The sequence below is a fragment of the Actinoplanes subglobosus genome (assembly GCF_042650585.1).
GTDB lineage: Bacteria > Actinomycetota > Actinomycetes > Mycobacteriales > Micromonosporaceae > Actinoplanes > Actinoplanes subglobosus.
The window spans coordinates 1-21,298 of record NZ_JBHSBL010000018.1; the positions used below are offsets into that span (position 1 = coordinate 1).

The following is a 21,298-nucleotide window of genomic DNA, read 5'->3' on the forward strand; positions in this document are numbered from 1 at the left end:
GGCAAGGCGGTGAGGGGGTGGGAGGGCGAGGCGGCGAGAGGGTGGGAGGGCGAGGCGGTGTGGAGGCGGGAGGGCGAGGCGGCGAGAGGGTGGGAGGGCGAGGCGGTGTGGAGGCGGGAGGGCGAGGCGGCGAGAGGGCAAGGCGGTGAGGGGGTGGGATGGCGAGGCGGTGTGGAGGCGGGAGGGCGAGGCGGCGAGAGGGTGGGAGGGCGAGGCGGTGTGAAGGCGGGAGGGCGAGGCGGCGAGGGGGCGGAAGGGCAAAGCGGTGGAGGCGGGAGGGCGAGGCGGTGAGGGAGCGGGAGGGCGAGGCGGTGTGAAGGCGGGGCGGCGAGTAGGGGAGAAGGCGAGGTGGCTAGGGGCTAAGAGGGCGAGGGACCAAGAGAGCGACGTGGCGGGAGGGCGAGGTGACGAGAAGGCGAGGGCGAGCGATCGAGAGGGTGAGGCTGCACGGCAGAGAAGAAGCGAGAGGGCACGCGGCGGGAGAGTGAGAACAAGGAAGCGAAGGGTGAGAGCGCGGGAGAAGCGAAAGGGTGAGAGGCGATAGGCCGAGAGAAATGAGCGGCCGAGAGAAATGAGCGGCCGAGTGAACCGACCGGCCGAGTGAACCGACCGGCCGAGTGAACCGAGCGGCCGAGTGAACCGAGCGGCCGAGTGAACCGAGCGGCCGAGAGAGCCGAGGGGAGCGGGCGGGCGAAGCCACCGCAATGGTGTAACCCGAGCCACAGACCAACCCGCCACCAGCCGTAACGCGGGGGTCCGGGGGGCTCGGCCCCCCGGGAAACGCGAAGAGGGCCCAGGTCCGCGCTTTCCGCGGACAAGGGCCCCCTGCACTCGTAGCGGGGACAGGATTTGAACCTGCGACCTCTGGGTTATGAGCCCAGCGAGCTACCGAGCTGCTCCACCCCGCGTCGGTTTCTTAACCCTAGCGCACCGGGTTCGCGGGGTGCAAAACGGCCCCCGGGAGGGCGGCGGGGCGGTGGGCGGGGGTGGGCAGGGTGAACCAGAAGATGCTGCCGCCGCCGGGGTGGGCGTCGACCCCTACCGTGCCGCCGTGGCGTTCGATGATGCGCTGGACGATGGCCAGGCCGAGGCCGGTTCCGGCGTAGCGTTCGCTGCCGTCGGCCCGGGTGAAGGCGTTGAACACGTCGGTTCGTTGTTCTTCGGGGATGCCGATGCCGCGGTCGGCGATCTCGATGCGGCAGCTGGTGGGGCCGGGTGTGGTGGCCCGGATGGTGATTTCGGCGGCGCGGCCGGTGGGCGTGTATTTGATGGCGTTGCCGATGAGGTTGTCGAGGACCTGGCGTACGAGTGTGGGGTCGCCGAGGACCGTGGGCAGCGGGTGGCGTTCGACGGCCGGTGGTGTGCCGCCGGTGCCGTGGCCCACGCGTTCTTCGAGGATGCTGTCGACGAGGTCGTCCAGGTGGACGTCGGTGATGCGCAGCGCGGTGTTGTCGGCGGTGGCGTAGGCGAGCAGGTCGTCGATGAGGTGTTGCATGAGGGCCGCGCTGCCGCGTACACGGGTGAGGTAGTGGTGCTGTTTGTCGGAGAGGTCGCCGTCGTCGATGACGGAGATGAGTTCGGCGAAGCCGATCACGTTGGTGAGCGGGTTGCGCAGGTCGTGGGCGACGACTCCGGCGAAGCCGACGAGTTCCTCTTCGCGGCGGCGGAGCTGCTGTTCGACGGATTCGCGGCGCTGGATGTCGTGGCGCAGGGCGGAGGTGGCCTGGTCGACCTGGCGCAGCGCCCGGTCGCGGGAGGTGACGACCGCGGCGGTGAGGGTGGCCAGGAGCACGGTGATGACGCCGCCGACGGTGACGGCCGCGGTCGCGTGCCAGGACTGGCCGGACGGGAGCAGCCGGACGGTGGGGCGGATGGTGAGTTGCCATTGTGGGTGTTCGGAGGGCATCACGAAGGACCGGGCCGGCAGCCCGTGGTCGGTGGGCGCACCGGACTGCCAGGTGGCGAGGGTGACGGGGGTGCCGCCGGAGATGTCGGCGAACTCGACGTCGACCTGGTCGCCGCCGATGAGGCCGACGGGTGTGCCGAGGAATCCGCTGCCGCGGAAGGTCATGGTCACCCAGCCGCGGAACTGTCCGGCCTCGGTGGCGGGTGTGGTCGCGTGGACGGCGGCGGCCATGATGAACGATCGGTCGGCGTCGTTGTGGAAGGTGGCGCTGGTGGTGACGCCGCCGTTGGTGCGGGCGCGCTGGAGCGCGGCGATGGCCTGGGTGGTCTGGGTGCCGCCGTGCACGTCACCGGCCCCGCCGTCCAGGGGGCGGCCGAGAACCGGCAGGTAGAAAGACCCGTCGGCGTCGGCGGTGAGGTCGGGGGTGATGTCGGTGCCGCCACGGGATCGCCAGTCGGCGCGGATGTCGGCGGTGGTGGTGGCGGTGGCGGGTACGACGTAGGTGACCTCGACCGCACCGGGCAGCCGCTCGCCGTTGATCGCCGCGGTGATGGCCGAGAAGGCGGGACCGGTGAGGGCGGGCTGCGCCCCGAGGGACGCGGACAGGTCGGCGAGGGCCACCCCGTACTGGACGAGTTCGGCGTACACGACCTTGGTGATGACGTCCTGTTTCTGGGTGAAGGCGCGCTCGGTCCACGCGCGTGCCGACAGGTGCAGCGTGACGGCGGCCAGCGCTGTGCCGATCACCCCGAGCAGCACCACCAGGCCGATGACGAGAACGGAACGATGCCGGCCGGCCCCCATGCTCCGACGTTACCCCGCGGGAAACGCCCGGGAGCAGCGAAAACGGCCCTCAGGAGGGTTCCGTGAGGGCCGTTGTCCGCGGATCAGCAGGTGGTGTGACCTTTGCCGGCCGTCGTCCACTTGCAGGTGTCGATCGTCTTCGCGGCGTCGGTGCGCAGGGCCGCGGCGTCGCCGCCGTTGTTCCACACGTGGTAGGTCTTGCCCCAGTAGCGGACGTGCGCGGTGTTGGTGCCCTTGCCGGTGCGGACGGTCATGTACTTGCCGGCGTTGAGCGTGTAGTCGCCGGTGAAGCGGTACAGGTTGCCGGCGGCGTCGCGGACCGTCCAGCCCTTGAGGTTGAGGTTCTTGCTGCTCTTGTTGGTGAGCTGGAAGTACTCGCCGTTGATGCTCTTGTTGGTGCGGGAGTCGGTGCCGGGCGCGTTGTACTGGATCCGGGTGAACTGGACCGAGCCGACAGCCGGGGTGGTGACCGGTGGGGTCGTGGTCGGCGGGGTGGTGGGCGTGGTGGTCGGCGGCGTGGTGCCGCCGCCGGTACCGCCGACGTTGACGGTCTGCGTGTACGTGTTGCTGGTGATCAGGTTCTCGGCGGAGGCGTACGCCGCGTTCCCGGTCTCGGCGATGACGGCCCGGTAGGTCTGCTGCCCGCCCGGCTGCCCGCTGGCGGTGCCCTGGAACTCGGCGTTGGTGTCGCCGTCGTCGTTCGGCGGGGTGGCTCCGCCCTCGCCGGCGGGGCCGTCGGTGACGCCGGAGGCGACCGAGACCCACGAGCCGCCGCTCTGCCGTTCCACCCGGACCGGGAAGTACGGCTGGTCGGGGCTGGTGTGCACGTTGAAGCTGATGCTGTCGGCCCCGGTGGACAGCACGGTGAACGTGGCACCGACCTTGAGTGGGGCCTGCACGATCCGTGAGTACTGCCCTCCGGACTCGACGGCCCACACGAAGCCGGAGTCCATGATCCGGTGGATGGTCCACCGGCCGCTGCTGTTGGCGGTGACCGTGGTGGGCATGTCGGCCTCGAACTGGGTGGCGGGCGACAGCTCGGAGCCCTGGGTGGCGTCTTTGCCCCACTTGTAGGCGGCTTCGCGCAGGGTGACGGTGGCGTTCGCGGTGGCGGTGCCGGTCAATGTCACCTCGCCGTAGCCGACCTGGGCGGCGGGGGTGTCGAAGGTCGGCGCGGCGGCCCAGGCGGGAGTGGTCCCGAGGACTCCGGTGCCGGCGATGAGCACGCCGACGGCGGAACCCATTCCGAAAACTGTTTTCGGTCGTCTGAACATGGTTGAGAAATCCTCCATTTTGCGGCCGAGCGACGAGGCTATCGAATGCGAATCGACGTGGTCATCGTTCTTCCCGCCTGCGCACCCTACCCGCAAGTGCCGCCGAGGTGGCCGTGATCAAAGTTGCAGGTGGAGGGGGTACGAGCGGTGGTCGGTAAAGTTGTCCCCAGTGCCGATCGAGGGAATGTGCAAGAAATGACGGAACTAGCCGCCGATTGTTCTCGGTGCGCCGCGTTGTGCTGCGTTGCCCCCGCCTTCGCCAAGTCGTCCGATTTCGCGGTCGACAAACCGGCGGGGCGGCCCTGCCGTAATCTGGGCGACGATTTTCGCTGCACCATTCATGAGGAGCTGCCGCGGCGCGGCTTTCCGGGCTGCGTGGTGTTCGACTGTTTCGGGGCCGGCCAGCGGATCACCCAGGAGACCTTCGGCGGGCGGGACTGGCGGTCCGCCCCGGAGCTGTCCGGTGACATGTTCGCACTGCTCCCGGTGGTGCGGCAGCTGCACGAGCTGATGTGGTACCTGACCGAGGCGCTGAAACTGGACGAGGCGCGGAGGCTGCACCCGGAGCTGCGGGCCGCTCTCGACGAGACCGACGCCCTGGCCGGTGGGGATCCGGCTGACCTGCGAAGGCTGGACGTGGAGGCGTACCGCGTCAAGATCGTGCCGTTGTTGCGGAGAGTGAGTGAGACGGTCCGCTCCCGGATCGGTGGCCGTCGCCCGGATCACAGTGGCGCGCGGCTGATCGGCCGCCGCCTGCGCGGCGCCGATCTGCGCGGCGCGAGTTTCCGCGGCGCGCTGCTGATCGGCGCGGACCTGCGCGGCGCGGATCTGCGGCGGGCCGATTTCACCGGAGCCGACATGCGGGGTACGGATCTGCGCGGCGCGAACCTGGATGGCGCGATCTTCCTGACTCCGTCCCAGTTGCGTGCCGCTGTGACCGGGGTCGATCACCCTTAGGATGGGCGCATGCAACCGGTGTCCGGTGTGGTGTGGGTCCTGACCGTTGCCGGCATCGTCGGCCTGCTGCTCTTCGACTTCTTCTTCCACGTGCGCAAGGCCCATGTGCCGAAGCTGCGTGAGGCGGCACTGTGGACGTCGATCTACGTCTCGATCGCAATCCTGTTCGGCGTCGGCGTGTGGATCTTCGGCGGCTCGACGATGGGCCAGGAGTATTTCGCGGGCTATGTGACCGAGGAGGCGCTGTCGGTCGACAACCTCTTCGTCTTCCTGCTGCTGCTCAGCAGTTTCAAGGTGCCCCGCGCCGACCAGCAGAAGGTGCTGCTGTTCGGGATCGTGGTGTCGCTGATCGCCCGGACCGGGTTCATCCTGCTCGGCTCCGCGCTGATCAACTCGTTCGCCTGGATCTTCTACCTGTTCGGGCTGATCCTGCTGGTCACCGCGGGCAACCTGCTGAAGGAGAAGCACGAGGAGGGCGAGGCTCCGGACAACATCGTGATCCGTCTGGCGCGTCGTTTCCTGCGGACCTCGGAGACGTACGACGGGGACAAGCTCTTCACCTACCAGGACGGCAAGCGGGTGCTCACGCCGATGCTGCTGGTGATGGTGGCGATCGGTGGCACCGACATCCTGTTCGCGCTGGACTCGATCCCGGCGATCTTCGGGCTGACCCAGAACGTGTATCTGGTCTTCACCGCCACCGCCTTCTCGCTTCTGGGGTTGCGGCAGCTGTACTTCCTGATCGACGGCCTGCTGGACCGCCTGGTCTTCCTGTCCTACGGGCTGGCCGCGATCCTCGGGCTGATCGGCGTGAAGCTGGTGCTGCACGCCCTCCACGAGAACAATGTGCCGTTCATCAACGGCGGTGAGCCGGTGGACGTGGTGGAGATCCCGACCACGGTCTCGCTCGGGGCCATCGTCGGTGTCCTGCTGATCACCGTGGTCGCGTCGCTGCTCAGCCCCAAGGGCCAGGCCCGCACCGCGGCGGCCGCGGCCCGGCGGTCGGCCACGGAGTTCCTCGACGTCGAGACCGACCCGGAGTACTGCGACGAGATCTACCATCGGCTGCTCGCCGAGGAGGAGAACCTCAAGCGGCTGCCGGAGAAGCAGCGCGCCCTGCTCCGGCAGGAGGCGCAGCTGATGGAGCTGCTGGCCCGCGCGCACCGGGTGCACGAGGAGCGGGTCGCCGCCGGGCGCTGTTTCGTGCCGGCGGCGACGTGATCGTCAGCGGTTCCGGTTTCAGCGGTCTCGGTTTCAGCGGTCCCGGTTGAGGTAGGCGGAGAGGTTCGTCGCCTGTCCGTCGTCGGGGGACTGGGAGACCAGGTTCGCCACCCGGGCGGCCAGGGTCGCGGCGCGGGACGCCAGGTCCGGCTCGGACTGCCGGGAGTCGAGCTCGGCGCGCAGGGCCTCCTCGGCCCGCATCGCGTCGGCCTCCACGCCGGGGCGGTCGGACCAGCCGTGCGGGCTGGAGACCGGCTCCTGGTAGGCCGCCTCCTGGTACCGGGGCTCCTGGTACTGGGCTTCCTGGTACGGCGTCTCCTGGTAGGGCGTCTCCTGGTAGGGCGCCTCGTCCACGGGATCCGGCTCCTTGACGTCCGGAGCGGGCACCTGGACCTCGCCGAGCAGCGTCACGGTCTGGCCCTGACCGCCCAGGTGGTTGCTGAACTCCGGGCCGATGACCAGCCGGGACAGCATCCGCGCCTGCACGGCCGGTACGCCGATCAGATCGGCGTTCTCCACCCGGAACCGGGCGATCGCCTGCCGGATCGTGTTGGCCAGGTGATCCGCGGCGCTGATCTTGGTCAGCTCGCCACCGGCGAAGACCAGGGCCGGGAAGGTGCCGTCCGGCCCCTTGCAGACCAGCTGGATCTGGGTGACCGTCCCGTTACGGCCGGTCTCGCGGTTGCCCGGCTGGACGCGCAGGTGCTGCGGCCAGAGCCAGAACAGCTCACCACTACGGTGCGTGTCCTCGGTGTCGTGGACGTAACGCACCCGGCGGTCCGTGACGATGACGTCGGTCTCCTCCGGCATCGTCCACCGGGGCAGCGACGACGCCTCGTCGAACGCGTACTCGGCGACGGCGCAGCGGCCGCGCCACAGGACGCGCTCACCGCCGTCCAGCGGTCCGAGGTCCGTGCCCGCGAGGGACAGGAAGTGCTGGTGGAACATGGTTGCCTTCCCCGTGCCTGCCGCGATCTCATGAACAACGGCCGCAACGATTACAACCGGGTCCCGGCGGCGTCGCCAGTCACCGGGCGTGAATCACACCGGAACTCGCGAAATCGACACAGGACGGTGATCAGCGATACACCAACGGCCGACTCGGCGATTACTTACGGTTACCGAATAGCCCTTCGGGCGGTAGGGGAGAGGGTACCGCCGCTTCGTCGCGAACGGGAGACGCTCCGCCGGTGAACCGATCCAGGTCGGTCTCGACCCGCCCGGGGAACCAGTCCCCGGCGGCCCGCCGGGTCAGTTCGGCGACCGGCGGCGGGGTACGCCCGGCGACCACCACGAGATTGCCGAAACGCCGTCCACGCAGCACCGCCGAGTCCGCCACCAGGCACGCCTCGGGCAGCGCGGCCCGGATCGTGGCCACCTGCGTCCGGGCGTACCGCAGCGGCGGCCCGTCGGCGACGTTCGCGATCAGCCGGCCCGCCGGGTCCAGCACCCGGGCGACCTGCTGGGCGAATTCGGCCGACGCCAGGTGTGCCGGGGTGCGCGCGCCGGCGAACACGTCCAGGACCACCACGTCGTACCCGGCGTCACGCATGCCCTCGACCGCGGCCCGGGCGTCGGCGACCCGTACCCGGATGTTGCTGTTGCCCGGCAGTGGGAGCGCCTGCCGGACCAGCTCGACCAGCGGGCCGTCGATCTCGACCACCCGCTGGGCCGAGCCGGGCCGGGTGACCGCGACGTAACGCGGCAGGGTGAGCGCGCCGCCGCCCAGGTGCAGCACCCGCAGCGGGCGGCCGGGCGGGGCGGCCAGATCGATGGCCGCTGCCATCCGCCGGATGTACTCGAACTCCAGGTGGGTGGGGTCGGCCAGGTCGACGTGCGACTGCGGGGCCCCGTCGAGCAGCAGCGTCCAGGCGGTGTCGCGATCGGGGTCGGGCACCAGCTCGGCGACGCCCGAGGCGACCGTCTCGACCCGTGTCCGCGATGCCCTGCGCTGTGCCATCGCGCCAGTATCCAGGTAGCAGATCGGTAGCGCGGAGACGGTAACGCACAAGTGACAGCGGAAACTTCCGACGTTTATCCCCGTGAGTGCACTGAAGCAGACGATGACGCGGCGCAGTGTCGTGGGCGGGATCGCCGCGGCGGGGGCCGCCGCCACCCTGACCACCGGCACACCCGCCGCTGCCGCGGCCGCGAGCCCCGCACCCGCCACCTTCCTGCCCGCCGACCCGCTGCTGCACCTGCTGCGGCGGGCCACCTACGGTCCGGGCCCGGCGTCGATCGCGGAGATCCGCAGGCTCGGCGCGACGGCCTGGCTGGACCGGCAGCTCAACCCGTCGTCGATTGCCGACCCGGTGGCCGAGGGCGTGGTCGCCCGGCTGCCGCTGGCCCGCCTCTCGATCGCCGAGATCCGCTCCCGGGTCGGCGCCGGCACGCTCAAGCAGTACAGCTGGGACCCGATGTGGCAGCTCGGCTGGGCCGCCGTGGCCCGGGCGATCTGGAGCGAACGGCAGCTGTTCGAGGTGATGGCCGACTTCTGGAGCAACCACCTCAACGTGACGTGCCCGCACGGCGACGTCTGGGACAGCCGGATCGACTACGACACGACGATCCGGCAGCACGCCCTCGGGAGGTTCTCCGACCTGCTGAAGGCGTCGGCCCGGCACCCGGCGATGCTGACGTACCTGGACAACCGGTTCTCCGGCAAGGCCGCCCCGAACGAGAACTACGGGCGTGAGCTGCTGGAACTGCACACGGTCGGACTGGCGTACACCGAGGCGGACGTGAAGGACGCCGCCCGCCTGCTCACCGGGCTGACGGTGGACAACGCGACCGGGCGGTACCGCTACGACGGGACGGTCCACGCCGTCGGAGCGGTCCGGGTGCTGGCCTTCCAGCACGCCAACACGACCGCCGCCGGTGGCGAGGCGGCCGCCCTGGAACTGCTCGACTACCTGGCCATGCACCAGGCGACGGCCCGCCGGATCGTCACCAAGCTGTGCGTGCGGTTCGTCGCCGACGAGCCCCCGGCGTCGCTGATCACCACGCTGATCAAGGTCTACCTGGACAACCGGACCGCGATCGCGCCGGTGCTGCGGGCCCTGTTCACCTCGGCCGAGTTCGCGGCGTCGATCGGGGCCAAGACCCGCACGCCGATGGAGGACCTGGCCGCGACCGTGCGGACCCTCGGCTACGGGCCGGCGGCCAGTGGCACCAAGTTCCTGGAGAGCCTCTACTGGATGGCCCGTGACGCCGGGCATGCCCCGCTCAACTGGGGGCCACCGAACGGCTATCCGGACGTGGCAGCCGCCTGGGATTCGCCGTCGGGACTGCTGGTGCGGTGGAACTTCCACCTCTCCATCGCGGCCGGGTGGTGGCCGGACACGCTGGTGCGGCCGGCGAACCTGCTGACCGGCATGGTGGGGGCGCTGCCGGCCACCTACGGCGCGCTGATCGAGCGGACCGCGACCCGGCTGAACGGGATCGTGCCGACCGCGCAGCAGATCACGGCGCTGGCCGAGTTCTACGGCAGGACACCGGCGTCGCCGCTCAAGACGAACGACCCGGCGGCCGGCTGGATGTACCCGTACCTGATGGGGATGCTGCTGAACTCCCCTTCCTTCGCGTTGAGATGACCGTTGAGGTGACCATGAGCGAACAGTGTGGATGTTCGGAGAACAACCTTCTGAGCCGGCGCCTGCTCCTGACGGGGGCCCTCGCGGGGGTGGCCGGCGTGACTCTCGACACGAGTCTCGCGTACGCGGCCGACCCCGGATACACGGGCGATGTGCTGGTGCTGCTGTCGCTGCGGGGTGGCTTCGACGGGCTCTCCGCCGTCGTACCGGCGGGCGACGCCGCCTATTACGCGGCCCGGCCCTCGATAGCCGTACCGAAAACGCAATTGATCGGGGGTGGATCCTTTTTCGGTCTGCACCCGGCGCTCTCGCCGCTGCTGCCGTATTGGACCGGCGGGCAGCTCGCCGCGGTGCAGGCCGTCGGGCAGCCGGCGCCGAACCGGTCGCATTTCTCGGCGATGGAGGATCTGGAACGGGCCGCGCCCGGCACCTCGATCCGGACCGGCTGGCTGAACCGGATGCTCGGCCTCGGTGCCTCGACCGACCCGCTCCAGGCGGTCGCGATGGGCACCGCCATGCCTGCCCGGGTGCTCGGCGGCCCGGCGCCCTACCTGGGCGTGACCTCGATCGACAAGACGGCGCTCACCGGTGAGCAGGACGGCCGGCCGATCTCGGCGACGATGGCGAAGCTCTACGAGGGCGCGCCGGCGGCTCTCAAGGCGACCGCCGGGCAGCTCAACGGCGCTCTGCAGAAGACCGCGAAGCTGCGGGCCGCCGGATACCAGCCGGCCAACGGCGCGGTCTATCCGGCCACCGACCTGGGGGCCGCTCTGCGTGACGTGGCCCGGCTGATCAAGGCAGGGGTCGGGCTGAAGAGCGCGACGGTCGACTCCGGCGACTGGGACATGCACGAGAACCTCGGTTCCGCGGTCGCCGGCCGGCGGATGTTCGACCAGCTCAAGGCGCTCGCCACGGCGCTCGCCGCGTTCGCCGCCGACCTCGGCCCGGACGGGTTGCGCCGGGTCACCCTGATCACCATCAGCGAGTTCGGCCGGCGGGTGACGCAGAACGGCTCCGGCGGGCTCGATCACGGCTACGGCAACGCCATGTTCGTCCTGGGCGGTGGGGTCAGGGGCGGCAAGGTGTACGGCCGATGGCCCGGCCTGACCACGGAGCAGCTGCGTGACGGCGACCTGGCGGTGACCACCGACTACCGTGCGGTGATCGGGGAGATCCTGCGCGCCCGGTGCGGGGTGAGCGACCTGGCGAGCGTGTTCCCGGGAGTGACGGCGTCCGGCCTCGGGATCGTGGCCGCACGCTGAAAGCGGCGATATTCCCGCAAAAACCGCATAAGCCGTAATAGGTGCGTTCCACACTGATTCGCATGTCCAGCAACTCGCTCGCCGAGATCATCGGCACACAGCGGCAGCCCTCCCGGGTGGGCCGGTCCGGCCCACCCCTGCTGATCCGGCGGCACACCTCCGACGAGGGCGCGCCGTACTGGCGGTGGGACTGCTCCGGCTGCGGCGAGTACGGCGGCGGGCGGCACCACGAGGACGCGGTGACCCGGGCGTTGCGGCACTGCCACGAGCACCCGGAACACCGCTCCTCACTGCTGCCGCCGGCGCGCTGCCGGGAGCCGCACACCTACCTGCCGCTGCACCCGATGCTCTACGCGCTGGACGACGACCCGCCGCCGGCGCCACTGGCGATCTGATCCGCCCGCTCCGTGCCCGGGTGCCGTCCGGGCAGCGGCCGCGACCGGCCGGCGAGGATCCCGGCGACCTTACGGAACAGCGGGTCGGCCACCACCTCGGTCAGGTCCCGGCCGAGCGGGATGCGCCAGTTCGGGTACTCGTCGAAGGTGCCCGGCAGGTTCGGCTGCCGCCGCTCCAGCAGGACGTCGTGCAGCGAGGCGGTCACCAGCCGGCACGGCGTCCGGGCCAGGAACTCGTGCATCGCCACCACGACACCCTCCGGACCGGGCAGCTCCGCGCCGAGCAGCCCCTCCCCGCGCAGCCGTTCCACCAGCAGCGCCCGGTCCGCCCGCCAGGACTCCCTCTCCTGCTCCACCGGCCCGGCCAGCTGGCCCAGCGCGGCCCGCACCTCGACCTGCTCCCCGGCCAGGAACCCGGCCGCCGTCGGCAGGTCATGGGTGGAGACGCTGGCCAGCGCGTTCCGCGGATAGCCGGCCGACGGGCGGTAGCCGCCCTCGTCGTCACGGGTGAACCACAGCACCGCCGAGCCCAGCATGTTGGTCCGCTGCAGACCCTCGGTCACCACCGGCATGACGGTGCCCAGGTCCTCGCCGATCACCACGGCCCCGGCCCGGTACGCCTCCAGCGCCAGGATCCCCAGCATGGCCTCCGGGTCGTAGTGGACGTACGTGCCGTTCGCCGCTCCCAGGCCGGCCGGTACCCACCACAGCCGCCACAGTCCCATCACATGGTCGACGCGCAGGCCCCGGGCGTACCGGAAGATCCGCCGCAGCATGTCCCGGTAGGCGGCGTAGCCGGTCTCGACCAGCCGGTCCGGCCGCCACGCCACGCCACCCCACTCCTGACCGAGCTGGTTGAACGCGTCCGGCGGCGCCCCGGTGCGCGCCTCCATCGCCAGCACGTCCTGGAGCAGCCAACCGTCGGCACCGGACGGCTCCACGGCCACCGCCAGGTCGTAGACGATCCCCACCGGCATGCCACCGGGATCAGCCGCCTGGAACTGCTCCTCCAGCAGCCGCTGGATCCAGACGTGGAAGGCCACCCGGCCGGAGTCCAGCGCCCGCACCGCCGGGGCGTCCGGGCGGCGCAGCTCCGCCGGCCACTCCCGCCAGTCGACGCCGTGCTCCTCGGCGAGCACGGAGAAGCGGGCGAAATCGGTCAACCCGGGATCCTCGTCGAGATCGACGGTCCCGGCCAGCGGCCACAGCAGCTCCAGCGCGGCCAGCTTGGCGGTGAACACCGCGTCGTAGTCGATCAGCCCGTCCGCCGGGGGTGCCGGCCGCAGCGCGTCCACCCGTTCCCGCAGCTCCGCCGGGGCCGCCCGGTACTCGGCGGTGTCGGTGATCCGCAGGTAGAGCAGATTGGCGAAACGCCGGCTCGACGGCGAGTACGGCGACGCCGGCACCGGCGCCACCGGAGTGATCGCGTGCAGCGGGTTCAGCACGACCAGCCCGGCCCCCGCCGAACCGGCCACGAAGTCACGAAGGTCCCCGAGATCGCCCAGCCCCCACGAACCGGCCGAGTGCAGCGTGTAGAGCTGCACCATCCAGCCCCAGGTGTCCGGCGGCTCGGGCAGCTGCTCCGGCACCACCACCAGGGTGACCTCCTGGTCCCCTCGCCGCAGCCGGTGCCAGCCGAGCGGCAGATCGTCCGGCAACCGGTCCAGCCGCCGGACCGTGCCGTCCTCCAGCGTCACCTCGGCCGGGCCCGGCAGCGCCCGCGCGGTCCCGGCGCGCAGCACGATCGTCCCGGGCAGCCGGTCGTCGTCCGCCCGGCGGCGGGCCTCGGCCAGCGACGCCCGGACCGCGGCCGGGGTGCCCGCGTCGACGCCGAGCATGCCCAGCACGCCGATCACCGCCTCGGCCGCCACCTCGGTGTCCTGGCGCTGCCAGTTCTCGTACCGGGTGGCCACTCCGTGCGCCTCGGCCAGCGCTACCAGATCCGCGTCCATGCCTCTCCCATCCCCTCGGTACCCGATGCTCTACCCAAACAGCTCTGCTCATTGCGTACATCGGTCAGCATGGGGCACATGGGTGACATGGCTCGAAGACTTCGCATGTGGTTCACGGCGGCCCTCGCGGGACTGACCTTCGGTGTGCTGGTCCCGGCGCAGGCCTGGGCCGCCGGTAACGGCGCCGGCCCGCTGATCGAGGCCGCCACCAGATCCCGGCGCGGCGGCTTCGGCGTGTTCGGCATCCTCGGACTCGTCTGCTGTGTCGCCGTCGTCGCGATCATCGTGGTCGTCGTGATGCTGATTTCCCGGAACCGCAGGCGTCGCTGAGGTCGCCCGGCCTAGCGTTGACGCATGCGATCTGTGGTGCTGGGCGGCGGGATCGCTGCGGTGCTCTGCGTGCCCCTCGCCATCTCGGTGGCGGCCAGTGCCTCCTCCGACGTGGTGCTCACCAGGGACCGGCCGACACTCGCGTCGGCGACCGAGAGCATCGCGTGGACCGCCTCCGGCGCCACCGACACCGCCTCCGGGACGCGGTGGTCCAGCGGTGCGGCAGGCACCGGCACCCAATGGGTCGACATCGATCTCGGTACGGCCCAGGAGGTCCGCCGGGTGCGGCTGCACTGGGCCAGGGCGTACGCGAAGGCGTACCGGATCCAGCTGTCCGACGACGGCGCGACGTGGCACGACCTGTACCGGACGTCCACCGGCGACGGTGGGGTCGACGACATCCGCGGCCTCTCCGCGACCGGCCGGCACCTGCGGATCCTGGGCGTCCAGCGGGGCACCCCGGAGGGCTACTCGCTGTGGGACGTCCGCGCCTACGGTCCCGGCCGGGCCGCTCCCGCCGCCATGTCGGCCGCCACCGCCGCGGTCCCGCCCGTCGCCGGTGGACTGAACACCGGCACCAAGAAGGAGATCGCGCTCAAGCTCGTCTCCAGCGCGGAGAACTCGACACTCGAATGGCGGTCGGAATACGGCTACATCGAGGACCTGCGCGACGGCCGCGGCTACACCGCCGGGATCGTCGGCTTCTGCTCCGGCACCTCGGACCTGCTGGCCGTGGTCACCGAGTACACCCGCCGCAGACCGGGCAACGTGCTGGCCGACTACCTGCCGGCGCTGCGTGCCGTGGACGGCACCGACTCCCACGAGGGCCTCGACCCGGACTTCCCGGACGCCTGGCGGGCCGCGGCCGCCGGTGACCCGGTGTTCCGCAAGGTCCAGGAGGACGCCCGCGACCGGATGTACTTCTCCCCGGCGGTGCGCCTGGCCGAGGCCGACGGGCTGCGTGCGCTCGGCCAGTTCGCCTACTACGACGCCGCCGTCATGCACGGCGTCTCCGGGCTGCGGGCGATCCGGGAACAGGTGGTGGCCCGACAGCGGACGCCGGTGCAGGGCGGGGACGAGATCGCCTACCTGACGGCGTTCCTGGACGTGCGGGCCGGCGAGATGCGCGACGAGGCGGCACACACCGACACCAGCCGGGTCGACACCGCCCAGCGGGTGTTCCTGAACGCCGGCAACCTCGACCTGGCCACCCCGCTGACGTGGGAGGTCTACGGCGACCGGTACACCGTGACGGGCTGACTCAGTCCTTCGCGAACAGGGCCGGCACCAGGTCGGGCTGCCAGCCGGGCAGCGACGTGTGCGCCTCCCGGACCCGGTAGACCACCTTCCGGTACCCGACCAGCTGACCGGCCTTGTACGCGGTGAACGGCTTCCACTTCGCGGCGTCCCGGACCTGCACCGGCGTACGGACCGTCACCCAGTCGACCAGCATGCCGCCGGAGTAGTAGCCGCCGGACGCCAGGTTGAGCACGAACACCAGCGGCGTGCCCTTCTCCGCCCGGGTGAACCGGATGACCTTGCGGCCGTCGACCGACCAGGTCAGCGTCGTCGGCGTCCAGTCGACGGCGTACGTGTGGAAGTTCTCGTCCACCCGGTCCGAGGCCAGCGTCTCCACGGTCCCGGCCGGTATCCGGCCCTGGTCGTCGAGCACACCCAGAGCCCGCCAGGCGCCGTCCTGCCGCCACATGCTGATCCGGGCCTCGGCACGGCCGTACGCCTGCGTGAAGGTCTTCCCGGTGCGCAGCACCGCGCCCAGCGCCAGCCGGCCGTTGCCGTCCAGCACCGCCGTGCTCCGCCGCCCACCGCCGGCGACCGCCCAGACATCGTCGTCCGGGCGGTCGCCGCGGTCGCCGGAGAAGGAGTCGCTGAGCACGGTCCGGTTCACCGTGGCCGCCTCCGCGGCATCGTCGCGCCCGGTCGTCCACGTCGCCGCCAGCGAGCCGGCGAGGATCACCGCGGCCGCCGTCAGAGCGCGCCCTCTCATGCTCTCCTCCACCTCGAAGATCGGTGGAGGCACTCTGCTGAACTGGGAGCGCTACCGGCAATAGTTTTTACGGGACTGTGACCGGACGTCCGGTCAGCGGTAGTCCGGAGCGGTCGTCTCGTGCATCGCCAGCTCCTCGGCGCTCGCGCCACCACCGGCCGCGCCCGCGTCGTAGGCGACACTCTCCGCCTCGTCGTCCCAGCCCGAACCCTCGTCCGGTGCGACCAGACGCCCCACCGGGCGCGGCGAGTCACCGTCGAGCTGACCGTCGTCGTAGAGCGACACCGGTGACGACGGATCCGACGTCGGACCGGGCTCCCACACGTCCCGGTCGAATTCGCGCCGCTCCGAATCGTCGACCGTCTCGTCGAGCGGGTCGCGGCGCTCCGGGTTCGCGGGCTCGGCGCCGAAATCCGGCTCCTCCTGCCGCAGCCGCCGGTCCAGGGACTCGCCGCGCCGCTGCTCCTCGGCGGTGTCACCGAACCGGTTCGACCCGCCCGGCCCCACACCGGCGAGCGCGGCCGGGTCCGGCCCATCGGCCCACCGCGGGCTGTTCACCTCGTCGTACGCGGTGGAATCGTCATCAGCGGTGTCCGGCAGTCCCGACGCCTCCGGATCGGTGACCTCGGCCGGGTAGTCGTTGTCTCGCATGTCCGCTGACTACCCACCAGCGGGGTCGATCATGCCGGACCGGAGCCGCTGTCCAGCCGGGCCCAGACCACCTTGCCACCGTCCAGCGACAGATGCCCCCACCGGACCGCCACCGCGTCGACGAGGAGCAGGCCGCGGCCCCCGTAGGCGGTCGGCGGCACCGGGCCACCGAACCGGGGCAGCGCCGGCGAGAAGTCCCGGACCGCCACGCTCACCGCGTCGCCGTGCAGGGCCAGGAGCAGGCTCATCGGCGTACGGACGTGCGCCACCACGTTGTTGACCAGCTCGGTCGCCACGATGCACGCGTTACCGATCAGCTCCGGCCGGTCCCACCGCCCGCACGCCTCGGTGATCACCTCACGGGCGAGCCGGGCCGCACCGACCACCGGCTCCAGCTCGATGCCGACCCGCAGCGGGCCGGGCGTGCCGAGCGCCGCGAACGCCCCGGCCGGATCGGGCCACAGCGGCCAGCCGCTCGGCTCCCAGGCCGTGGTGTCGGCCGGCCCGCACAACGCCAGACGGGTGGCCGGCCACTCGCGGGTCTCGTCCAGCAACTGGCGCAACACCCCGACCGCGCCGGGCTCGACCACCCGCAGATCGCCGACGTCGACCACCATCGCCTCGGGCTGGGCCGCGAGCAGATCGAGCAGCGCGGACCGGACCGGGCCGGTCGTCGCGCCGTCGAGCACCCCGGCCAGCCGGACCAGAGGGTAGGCCTGACCGTGCTCCACCCGGTGACGAACCTCGCTCGGCATGATCGCTCCATTGTGCATAACCCGTGACCCGTGCGCATGTCGAGGACACGGGCATGTGCGGGTTACCCCGTAACGGGGTGGTCATGCCGGAACGCGTGGTCGTCAGGGGCGACGGGCCAGGGCGGTCAGCACGCTCTCGTGCAGCAGCCCGTTGGTGCCGATGACCGAGCTCTTGTCCGCCGTCGGCCGCCCGTCGAGGTCGGTGATCCGGCCGCCCGCCTCGGTGACGATCGGGATCAGCGCCGCCATGTCCCACAGCGACAGCTCCGGCTCGGCCATCGCGTCCAGCGCGCCCTCGGCCAGCAGCATGTAACCGTAGAAGTCGCCGTAGGCCCGGCTGCGCCAGACACCGAGCAGGATGTCCATCATCTGGTCGAGCCGGCCGTTGTCGGCCCACCCGTTCAGACTCGCGTAGCAGAAACTGGCGTCGGTCAGCTTGCGCACCGACGACACGCTGATCCGGGTCGCCGAGTGCTGGTTGCGGCCGGCGAAGGCGCCCAGCCCGCGCCCGGCCCACCAGCGGCGGCCCAGCGCCGGCGCCGACACCAGGCCGGCCACCGGGGTGTCACCCTCCATCAGCGCGATCAGGGTGGCCCAGATCGGCACGCCGCGGACGAAATTCTTCGTACCGTCGATCGGGTCGATCACCCAATACCGGTTACCGGGGCCGGCGGTCGCCGCCGTCCGGCCGAACTCCTCACCGAGCACGCCGTCGCGTGGCCGCGCCCGGGCCAGGGTCGCGCGGATCGCCTTCTCCACCGCGGTGTCGGCGTCCGACACCGGGGTCAGATCCGGTTTCTCCTCGACCTTCAGATCCAGAGCACGGAACCGCGCCATCGAGATGGCATCGGCCGAGTCGGCGAGAACGTGGGCAAGCGCAAGATCGTCGGCATATCCGGCCATGCCAGAAAGCTAGTCCATCAACCGGGCTTCCCGCTTTCAGACCTCGTCGGCGACGTTGTCCCGCACGTCACCCTCACCGGCACGAGAGGAGAGCAGGCGGCGGTACGACACCAGGCGGCGCTCGTCGGCTTTCCCCTCGGCCACCCAGGCGTCCAGCCGGCAGTCGCTGTCGGCGGCCGTGTGACCACAGTTCGGCTGGTCCTCCAGCGTCCCCTCGACCAGGTCGGGGAACCCGTGCAGCAGGCTCTCCGCGCTCACGTGGGCCAGCCCGAAACTCCGGATGCCCGGCGTGTCGATGATCCAGCCCGGATCCGTCCGGCGCGACCGGCCGGCCGGGGGCAGCCGCAACGCCACCGCGCTGGTCGACGTGTGCCGGCCCTTGCCGATCGCACTGACCGCGCCGACCGCCCGCAGAGCATCCGGCACCAGGCGGTTGACGAGCGTCGACTTGCCCACCCCGGAGTGGCCGACCAGCACCGAGATGCGGCCCGCCAGACGGTCGCGCAGCTCCTCCAGGTCGCTGCCCGGGCGCACCAGGACATGCGGCAGATCAAGCTCGGCGTAGTAGCCCAGCACCTGCTCCGGGCCGGCCAGATCCGCCTTGGTCAGGCAGAGCAGCGGCTCGATGCCGGCGTCGTACGCCGCCACCAGACATCGGTCGATGAACCCGGTCCGGGGCGGCGGGTCGGACAGCGCGCTCACGATCACCAGCTGGTCGGCGTTGGCCACCACCACCCGCTCGAGGCGGCCCTCGGGGGTGGTGTCGTCGTCGTCCGCCGTCCGCCGCAGCACCGACGTGCGCTCGCCGATCCGGACGATCCGGGCCAGGGTGCCCGCCGCGCCGGACGAGTCGCCGACCAACGCCACCCTGTCACCCACCACCACCGACTTGCGGCCCAGCTCGCGGGCCCGCATCGCGGTGATCACGTCGAGGCCGCCGGTGTCCTCGCGGACACACCCGTACCGCCCCCGGTCCACCGTGATGACCAGGGCATCGACGGCATCGTCGTGTTTCGGGCGAGTCCGGGTACGTGGCCGGGACGACCTGCCCGGCCGGATCCGGACATCGTCCTCGTCATACTCCCGTTTACGCGCCGGCAGTGTCAGCTCCTCGCCACGAGTCCCGCCCAGAGTTCGGGGAACTCGGGCAACGTCTTCGACGTACAACCTACGTCGGTGAGGTTCACCCCCGGCACGGCGAGTCCGATCACGGCCGCGGCGTGTGCCATCCGGTGGTCGGCGTAGGTCTCGAAATCGGCGCCGCACGGCTCGCCCGGCTCGATGCGCAGACCGTCCGGGAACTCGGCCACCCGCGCGCCGACCTTGCCCAGCTCGGTGGCGAGCGCCGTGATCCGGTCGGTCTCGTGACCCCTGATGTGCTCCACGCCGCGCAGCTCGGACGGGCCCTCGGCCAGCGCCGCCAGCGCCGACACCACCGGAGTCAGCTCGCCCACCTCGGACAGGTCGGCGGTGATGCCGCGCAGCGTGCCGGTGCCCCGCACGGTCAGCCCCTCGGCCGACTGGGTCACCTCGGCGCCCAGCGCCCGGAAGATCCCCACCGCCTGGGCCACCGGCTGCCAGCTGTCGGCCGGCCAGCCCGCCAGGGTGACCGCGCCACCCGTCACCGCCGCGGCCGCGAAGAACGGAGCCGCACCGGACAGGTCGGGCTCGATCGTCCAGACCCGGCCGCTCAGCGGGCCCGGCTCGACGGTCCACACGTCGGCCACGCTGTCGTCGACCACCACGCCGGCCGCCCGCAGCATGTGCGTCGTCATCCGAAGGTGGGGGGCGCTCGGCACCGGCGGGCCCTCGTGCCGCAGGGTCAGCCCCTTGGCGAACCGGGCCGCGGACAGCAGCAGCCCGGACACGAACTGGCTGGACGCCGACGCGTCGATCACCGCCTCGCCACCCGCGACCACCCCGGAACCGTGCACGGTCAGCGGCAGGCCGTCGATCGGCGACGCGTCGATCGTGACGCCCAGCGCCCGCAACGCCTCGACGATCGGGCGCAGTGGCCGTTTCCGCATGTGCGGGTCACCGTCGAACTCGACCGGCCCGTCGGCCAGCGCCGCGGCCGGAGGCAGGAACCTGGTGATCGTGCCGGCCAGCCCCACGTCGACCCGGGCCGGGCCACGCAGCGGACCCGGGCTCACCACCCAGCGGGTGTCGTCGGAGGTGTCCACCTCGACACCGAGCGCCCGCAGGCCGGCCGCCATCAGCACGGTGTCACGGGCCCGGAGCGGGGCCTCGATCACCGAGGGGCCGTCGGCCAGGGCGGACAGGATCAGCGCGCGGGCGGTCATCGACTTCGAGCCGGGCAGCCGCACGGTCGCCGTGACCGGGCCGGTGGCGGACGGGGCGAGCCAGGGACGGAGTTCAGCAGTCACGCCCGACATTCTGCCGTCGCCCTCTGACATTCCCGCCCCGAGTTCCCGCCCCGCGGGACATTTCCGGCGCGATACCCCCACCCGTGTGAAGACGTCGCGCCTTCGGCGTGGGCGGCGGTTCGTGGCCGGGCGGGCAGCGCCAGCCACTTGGGGGGTGTTTCGGGGCGGACGGATGTCCGGTGGGCGGCGTAATCTCCTGCGCATGTGCGGGCGATACGCGACGACCAAGAGCAACGCCGACCTCAGCAAGTTGTTCGAGGCCGTCGACGTCGCCGAGCCCCTGCGCGCCAGCTGGAACGTCGCTCCCACCGATCCGGTTCCGCTGGTGCGCATGTCGAAGGAGCACGAGGCCCGGGTGCTGGACACCGCACGCTGGGGCCTGGTGCCGCACTGGGCGAAGGATCTGAAGGCCGGCGCCCGCATGATCAACGCGCGGGCCGAGACGGTCACCGAGCTGCGGTCGTTCGCGAGCTCGTTCGCCAAGCGGCGCTGCCTGATCCCGGCCGACGGCTGGTTCGAGTGGGTGCGCGACGGCAAGGAGAAGCAGGCGTTCTACATGACCCCGGCCGATGGTGAGCCGCTGGCCTTCGCCGGTCTCTGGTCGGCCTGGGGCCCGGAGTCGGTGCTCACGTGCAGCGTGATCACCACGGCCGCGCTCGGCGGGCTGCGGAAGGTGCACGACCGGATGCCTCTGATTCTGCCGGCCGATCGCTGGGCCGACTGGCTGGCCGGCGGCGGTGATGCCGAGCGGTTGCTGAGCCCGCTCTCCGAGCGTGATCTGGAGGCCATCGAGGTGCGCCCGGTCGGTGCCGCGGTCGGCAATGTGCGCAACAACAGTCCCGAGCTGATCGAGCCGGCGGCCAACATTACGCTTTTTTGAAATCTCGAAGATCCACAGGAATA

General features: G+C 71.4%; 19 protein-coding genes and 1 tRNA gene. 8 read left to right on the top strand and 12 right to left on the bottom strand.

The annotated features are described in order from the left end of the window. Positions 1-834: 834 nt before the first annotated feature. The 3 genes from ACFO0C_RS21885 to ACFO0C_RS21895 all read right to left on the bottom strand — a co-directional run bounded on the left by ACFO0C_RS21885 (position 835) and on the right by ACFO0C_RS21895 (position 3,954). Positions 835-908: transfer RNA gene (locus ACFO0C_RS21885), tRNA-Met, on the bottom strand. 14 nt (positions 909-922) lie between these two features. Beyond that, a complete protein-coding gene (locus tag ACFO0C_RS21890; RefSeq protein ID WP_378068533.1) occupies positions 923-2,710 on the bottom strand; it encodes a sensor histidine kinase in 1,788 nt (595 codons plus the stop codon). A gap of 83 nt (positions 2,711-2,793) precedes the next feature. Further along, on the bottom strand, positions 2,794-3,954 hold the full coding sequence (locus ACFO0C_RS21895) for a lamin tail domain-containing protein (protein ID WP_378068534.1): 1,161 nt from the start codon (positions 3,952-3,954) through the stop codon (positions 2,794-2,796). A 225-nt stretch (positions 3,955-4,179) separates the two neighbouring features. Here ACFO0C_RS21895 and ACFO0C_RS21900 point away from each other — a divergent pair, with 225 nt between their 5' ends. Both ACFO0C_RS21900 and ACFO0C_RS21905 read left to right on the top strand, forming a co-directional pair. After that, the gene (locus tag ACFO0C_RS21900; RefSeq protein ID WP_449191208.1) at positions 4,180-4,941 is read left to right on the top strand and encodes a pentapeptide repeat-containing protein; all 762 of its coding nucleotides are present in this window, start codon (positions 4,180-4,182) and stop codon (positions 4,939-4,941) included. A gap of 9 nt (positions 4,942-4,950) precedes the next feature. Continuing rightward, positions 4,951-6,162, top strand: a complete 1,212-nt coding sequence (locus ACFO0C_RS21905; protein ID WP_378068536.1) for a TerC family protein — start codon at positions 4,951-4,953, stop codon at positions 6,160-6,162. Between the two features lie 33 nt (positions 6,163-6,195). On the opposite strand, the gene ACFO0C_RS21910 is transcribed toward ACFO0C_RS21905, so the two are convergent. Beyond that, the gene (locus ACFO0C_RS21910; RefSeq protein WP_378068537.1) at positions 6,196-7,110 is read right to left on the bottom strand and encodes a translation initiation factor 2; all 915 of its coding nucleotides are present in this window, start codon (positions 7,108-7,110) and stop codon (positions 6,196-6,198) included. A 160-nt stretch (positions 7,111-7,270) separates the two neighbouring features. After that, the gene (locus ACFO0C_RS21915) at positions 7,271-8,122 is read right to left on the bottom strand and encodes a spermidine synthase (protein ID WP_378068538.1); all 852 of its coding nucleotides are present in this window, start codon (positions 8,120-8,122) and stop codon (positions 7,271-7,273) included. An 82-nt stretch (positions 8,123-8,204) separates the two neighbouring features. Here ACFO0C_RS21915 and ACFO0C_RS21920 point away from each other — a divergent pair, with 82 nt between their 5' ends. From ACFO0C_RS21920 to ACFO0C_RS21930, 3 genes are all read left to right on the top strand, one after another. Next, a complete protein-coding gene (locus tag ACFO0C_RS21920) occupies positions 8,205-9,755 on the top strand; it encodes a DUF1800 domain-containing protein (protein ID WP_378068539.1) in 1,551 nt (516 codons plus the stop codon). A gap of 98 nt (positions 9,756-9,853) precedes the next feature. Beyond that, positions 9,854-11,017 carry a DUF1501 domain-containing protein gene (locus ACFO0C_RS21925; protein ID WP_378068540.1) on the top strand — a complete coding sequence of 388 codons (1,164 nt, stop codon included), beginning with the start codon at positions 9,854-9,856 and terminating at the stop codon, positions 11,015-11,017. 62 nt (positions 11,018-11,079) lie between these two features. Then, entirely contained in the window at positions 11,080-11,412 is a 333-nt protein-coding gene (locus ACFO0C_RS21930; RefSeq protein WP_378068541.1) for a hypothetical protein, read from the top strand. Here the strand turns inward: ACFO0C_RS21930 and malQ are convergent. Then, positions 11,367-13,364, bottom strand: a complete 1,998-nt coding sequence (malQ, locus tag ACFO0C_RS21935; protein ID WP_378068542.1) for a 4-alpha-glucanotransferase — start codon at positions 13,362-13,364, stop codon at positions 11,367-11,369. The two genes, ACFO0C_RS21930 and malQ, sit on opposite strands and share 46 nt — an antisense overlap. 105 nt (positions 13,365-13,469) lie before the next feature. On the opposite strand from malQ, the gene ACFO0C_RS21940 reads away from it, so the two are divergent. After that, positions 13,470-13,694, top strand: coding sequence for a hypothetical protein (locus tag ACFO0C_RS21940; protein WP_378068543.1), 225 nt, complete (start codon positions 13,470-13,472; stop codon positions 13,692-13,694). A gap of 24 nt (positions 13,695-13,718) precedes the next feature. After that, positions 13,719-14,954 (top strand): chitosanase, encoded by a 1,236-nt coding sequence (locus ACFO0C_RS21945; protein ID WP_378068544.1) that lies wholly within the window; start codon positions 13,719-13,721, stop codon positions 14,952-14,954. A 1-nt stretch (position 14,955) separates the two neighbouring features. Here ACFO0C_RS21945 and ACFO0C_RS21950 read toward each other — a convergent pair whose 3' ends face one another. The 6 genes from ACFO0C_RS21950 to aroA form a co-directional block, all read right to left on the bottom strand. Continuing rightward, positions 14,956-15,699: a family 16 glycosylhydrolase gene (locus tag ACFO0C_RS21950; protein WP_378068545.1), complete on the bottom strand. Its 744-nt coding sequence runs from the start codon at positions 15,697-15,699 to the stop codon at positions 14,956-14,958. 93 nt (positions 15,700-15,792) lie between these two features. Further along, positions 15,793-16,350 (bottom strand): DUF5709 domain-containing protein, encoded by a 558-nt coding sequence (locus ACFO0C_RS21955; RefSeq protein WP_378068546.1) that lies wholly within the window; start codon positions 16,348-16,350, stop codon positions 15,793-15,795. 29 nt (positions 16,351-16,379) lie between these two features. After that, positions 16,380-17,105, bottom strand: a complete 726-nt coding sequence (locus ACFO0C_RS21960; protein WP_378068547.1) for an anti-anti-sigma factor — start codon at positions 17,103-17,105, stop codon at positions 16,380-16,382. A gap of 102 nt (positions 17,106-17,207) precedes the next feature. Continuing rightward, positions 17,208-18,008, bottom strand: coding sequence for a histidinol-phosphatase (gene hisN / locus ACFO0C_RS21965; RefSeq protein WP_378068548.1), 801 nt, complete (start codon positions 18,006-18,008; stop codon positions 17,208-17,210). Positions 18,009-18,044: 36 nt separating this feature from the next. Then, positions 18,045-19,109: a ribosome small subunit-dependent GTPase A gene (gene rsgA / locus ACFO0C_RS21970; protein WP_378069116.1), complete on the bottom strand. Its 1,065-nt coding sequence runs from the start codon at positions 19,107-19,109 to the stop codon at positions 18,045-18,047. Between the two features lie 2 nt (positions 19,110-19,111). After that, complete coding sequence (aroA, locus tag ACFO0C_RS21975; RefSeq protein WP_378068549.1) at positions 19,112-20,404, bottom strand: 3-phosphoshikimate 1-carboxyvinyltransferase; 1,293 nt, start codon at positions 20,402-20,404, stop codon at positions 19,112-19,114. A gap of 193 nt (positions 20,405-20,597) precedes the next feature. Here aroA and ACFO0C_RS21980 point away from each other — a divergent pair, with 193 nt between their 5' ends. Further along, positions 20,598-21,275, top strand: coding sequence for an SOS response-associated peptidase (locus ACFO0C_RS21980; protein WP_378068550.1), 678 nt, complete (start codon positions 20,598-20,600; stop codon positions 21,273-21,275). The last annotated feature ends 23 nt before the right edge of the window (positions 21,276-21,298 follow it).

Excerpts from the sequence above, each read along its gene's own strand:
- ACFO0C_RS21890 (WP_378068533.1), bottom strand. The coding sequence starts at position 2,710 with ATGGGGGCCGGCCGGCATCGTTCCGTTCTCGTCATCGGCCTGGTGGTG.
- ACFO0C_RS21895 (WP_378068534.1), bottom strand. The coding sequence starts at position 3,954 with ATGGGTTCCGCCGTCGGCGTGCTCATCGCCGGCACCGGAGTCCTCGGG.
- ACFO0C_RS21900 (WP_449191208.1), top strand. The coding sequence starts at position 4,180 with ATGACGGAACTAGCCGCCGATTGTTCTCGGTGCGCCGCGTTGTGCTGC.
- ACFO0C_RS21905 (WP_378068536.1), top strand. The coding sequence starts at position 4,951 with ATGCAACCGGTGTCCGGTGTGGTGTGGGTCCTGACCGTTGCCGGCATC.
- ACFO0C_RS21910 (WP_378068537.1), bottom strand. The coding sequence starts at position 7,110 with ATGTTCCACCAGCACTTCCTGTCCCTCGCGGGCACGGACCTCGGACCG.
- ACFO0C_RS21915 (WP_378068538.1), bottom strand. The coding sequence starts at position 8,122 with ATGGCACAGCGCAGGGCATCGCGGACACGGGTCGAGACGGTCGCCTCG.
- ACFO0C_RS21930 (WP_378068541.1), top strand. The coding sequence starts at position 11,080 with ATGTCCAGCAACTCGCTCGCCGAGATCATCGGCACACAGCGGCAGCCC.
- malQ (WP_378068542.1), bottom strand. The coding sequence starts at position 13,364 with ATGGACGCGGATCTGGTAGCGCTGGCCGAGGCGCACGGAGTGGCCACC.
- ACFO0C_RS21940 (WP_378068543.1), top strand. The coding sequence starts at position 13,470 with ATGTGGTTCACGGCGGCCCTCGCGGGACTGACCTTCGGTGTGCTGGTC.
- ACFO0C_RS21945 (WP_378068544.1), top strand. The coding sequence starts at position 13,719 with ATGCGATCTGTGGTGCTGGGCGGCGGGATCGCTGCGGTGCTCTGCGTG.
- ACFO0C_RS21950 (WP_378068545.1), bottom strand. The coding sequence starts at position 15,699 with ATGAGAGGGCGCGCTCTGACGGCGGCCGCGGTGATCCTCGCCGGCTCG.
- ACFO0C_RS21955 (WP_378068546.1), bottom strand. The coding sequence starts at position 16,350 with ATGCGAGACAACGACTACCCGGCCGAGGTCACCGATCCGGAGGCGTCG.
- ACFO0C_RS21960 (WP_378068547.1), bottom strand. The coding sequence starts at position 17,105 with ATGCCGAGCGAGGTTCGTCACCGGGTGGAGCACGGTCAGGCCTACCCT.
- hisN (WP_378068548.1), bottom strand. The coding sequence starts at position 18,008 with ATGGCCGGATATGCCGACGATCTTGCGCTTGCCCACGTTCTCGCCGAC.
- aroA (WP_378068549.1), bottom strand. The coding sequence starts at position 20,404 with ATGTCGGGCGTGACTGCTGAACTCCGTCCCTGGCTCGCCCCGTCCGCC.
- ACFO0C_RS21980 (WP_378068550.1), top strand. The coding sequence starts at position 20,598 with ATGTGCGGGCGATACGCGACGACCAAGAGCAACGCCGACCTCAGCAAG.